Origin of the sequence: Dolichospermum sp. UHCC 0259 (genome assembly GCF_009711935.1) — a bacterium.
Taxonomy (GTDB): Bacteria; Cyanobacteriota; Cyanobacteriia; order Cyanobacteriales; family Nostocaceae; genus Dolichospermum.
Genome location: NZ_VIKX01000276.1, coordinates 1 through 2,366, shown reverse-complemented (window position 1 = coordinate 2,366; position 2,366 = coordinate 1). Strand labels below are relative to the sequence as shown.

Annotated in this window: 2 protein-coding genes and 1 pseudogene; 1 reads left to right on the top strand and 2 read right to left on the bottom strand. The window is 33.9% G+C overall.

The annotated features are described in order from the left end of the window. Positions 1-124: transposase (locus FJR05_RS23580; protein WP_168642427.1), on the top strand; the 124-nt coding region annotated here is incomplete at its 5' end. A 52-nt stretch (positions 125-176) separates the two neighbouring features. Here FJR05_RS23580 and FJR05_RS23575 read toward each other — a convergent pair. Further along, positions 177-2,144: a response regulator gene (locus FJR05_RS23575; protein ID WP_371416937.1), complete on the bottom strand. Its 1,968-nt coding sequence runs from the start codon at positions 2,142-2,144 to the stop codon at positions 177-179. 36 nt (positions 2,145-2,180) lie between these two features. Next, a pseudogene (locus FJR05_RS28080) lies at positions 2,181-2,330 on the bottom strand (PAS domain-containing protein); the annotation flags it as partial. Positions 2,331-2,366 lie beyond the last annotated feature (36 nt).

Here is a 2,366-nt window from a genome sequence, read left to right as displayed (position 1 = left end):
TACTGTAGAAGGAATTAATAATAAACTCAAATTAATCAAAAGACTTGGATATGGATTTCGTAACTTTAGTAATTTTAGATTACGTAGTTTATTAAACTGGCACTTTAGTATTAATTCTCCATAAAAGGGACGCAAGAGCCGTAATTAGTAATTAGTAATTGCTAATTCTCCTTTGATCAAGAATTTACCTTTCGTTCTAATTTTAAAGCTGCCTCTACTTTCTGGTACTCTTGGATTAACTGAGGTAATAACAAAGCTGCATCTGCTATATTACCATCCCGTCCTAAATATTCTAATTTTTGACAAAGGATAGAGAATTTCTTAGCTCCAAAAATAGCACTGCTAGATTTAAGTGTATGCGCTTCTAACCTGAGATTATTAGCTTTGTTTTGGGTAATTGCCTCATCCAAAGCCTGCAAACGCAGCGGAGAGTCTTCTAAATAAGCATCTATTAAGACCAAAAATTCTGTAACTACATTATTGCAAATACTCTTTTTTAATTCTTCTAAAGTTTCTACATCCAAAACATCCTCCACATTATTAGATAAAGATTCATGTATTTGATGACTCCTTAAATCTGGTTTCTGGCAACCAATCAAAGCCCTTGTTAATTCTTCCAGTCGAATTGGTTTTGTTGTATAGTCATTCATGCCTGTTGCTAAACATTTTTCTCGATCTCCTTGCATAGCATTAGCAGTCATAGCAATAATCCAAGGACGCGCAGATAAGGGCCATTCCTCACAGATTTTCTGTGTCGCAGTTAATCCATCCATCTCTGGCATTTGTATATCCATAAGGACAACATCATAATGTTGTCTTTGTAAAGCGATTAATACTTCTAAACCATTAGCAACAACATCAGGACGATATCCAAGCCGCTGCAAAATATTTACAGCTACTTTCTGATTCACGACATTATCTTCTGCTAAAAGAATTTTTAATGGGAACTGCTCTGCTAGGTGAGAATTAAATTGTGATGATCCTAAAGATAAAGTTTTTTCTTTAGGTATAACATCATTACTAAAAATTTTAATTAAGATATTAGCAAGATGGGATTTTTTAATAGGCTTATTGAGATAGGCGGCAAAGTTAATATTTCCGATTTTGGCATGATTCTCTATCTGAGCAGTCCCCAGTGAAGTTAGCATAATCAAAGGTAATAAATGGCAATTAGGCAATTTACGAATTTCTTGAGCCAGAGTTAAACCATCCATTTCTGGCATTTCCATATCTAAAATAGCCATATCAAATTTTTGGTGTTGTAAATAAGCCAGAGCTTCTTGTCCTGATGGAGCAACAATTGGTATCATACCAAAAGATTGAACCTGCAACATCAAAAACTGGCGATTTGTGACATTATCATCAACTATTAATAAGCGTTTATCAGCCAATAATTGTCGCTGACTTTCACCTGGGATAAGCTCAGATTTACTCACAGAAGAGGTAAAGATATTAAAAGAAAAACTAGATCCTTCCCCAACTTTACTTTCAACACTAATTTTGCCACCCATCATTTCCACTAGTTTTTGACTAATCACCAAGCCTAAGCCTGTACCACCATATTGACGAGTAGTAGAAGCGTCAACTTGGCTAAATGGCTTAAATAGTCTGTCCATTCTATCTTCGGGAATACCTATGCCAGTATCTTTAACAGTAAATATAATTTCATGCAGTTCAGAATCTGACTGATCTTTTAATTTACTAGTTAATGAAAGTATCACTTCACCAGATTTAGTAAATTTAATCGCATTAGTCAGTAAATTTACTAAAATTTGTCTAAGTCTGGCAACATCACCACTAATTAATTCATAGGTTTCTGCATCCATTATATAAGCAAGTTCTAAGTTTTTTTCACTAGCTTTAGAAGCAACTAAATCTAAAGACTCTTCAATACAACTTCTTAAATTAAAAGTTTGTTCTTCTATCTCTAGCTTGCCAGATTCAATTTTTGAGAAATCTAAAATATCATTAATCAGTGTCAGCATAGCATCACCACTATTACGAACAATTTCTACAAACTCTTGTTGTTGTGGTGTCAACTGAGTATCAAGTAATAGTCCAGTCATGCCGATTACCGCATTCATGGGAGTCCGAATTTCATGACTCATAGTTGCTAAAAATTGACTCTTACTTTGATTAGCAATTTCTGCTTCTTCTTTCGCAAGATTTAATTCTTCTTCGGCTATTTTCTTATCTGTAATATCTGTAATTATGCCTACTAAACGATATGGCTTACCTTGTTGATCACGAATACATTTGCCTTTGGATGCTATCCAAATATAATTACCGTTACAATGTTTAATCCGATGATGATTTTGGTAAATATCTGTTTTTCCTTCTAGTGGTCTGTCAGTTTTCTATTTGTG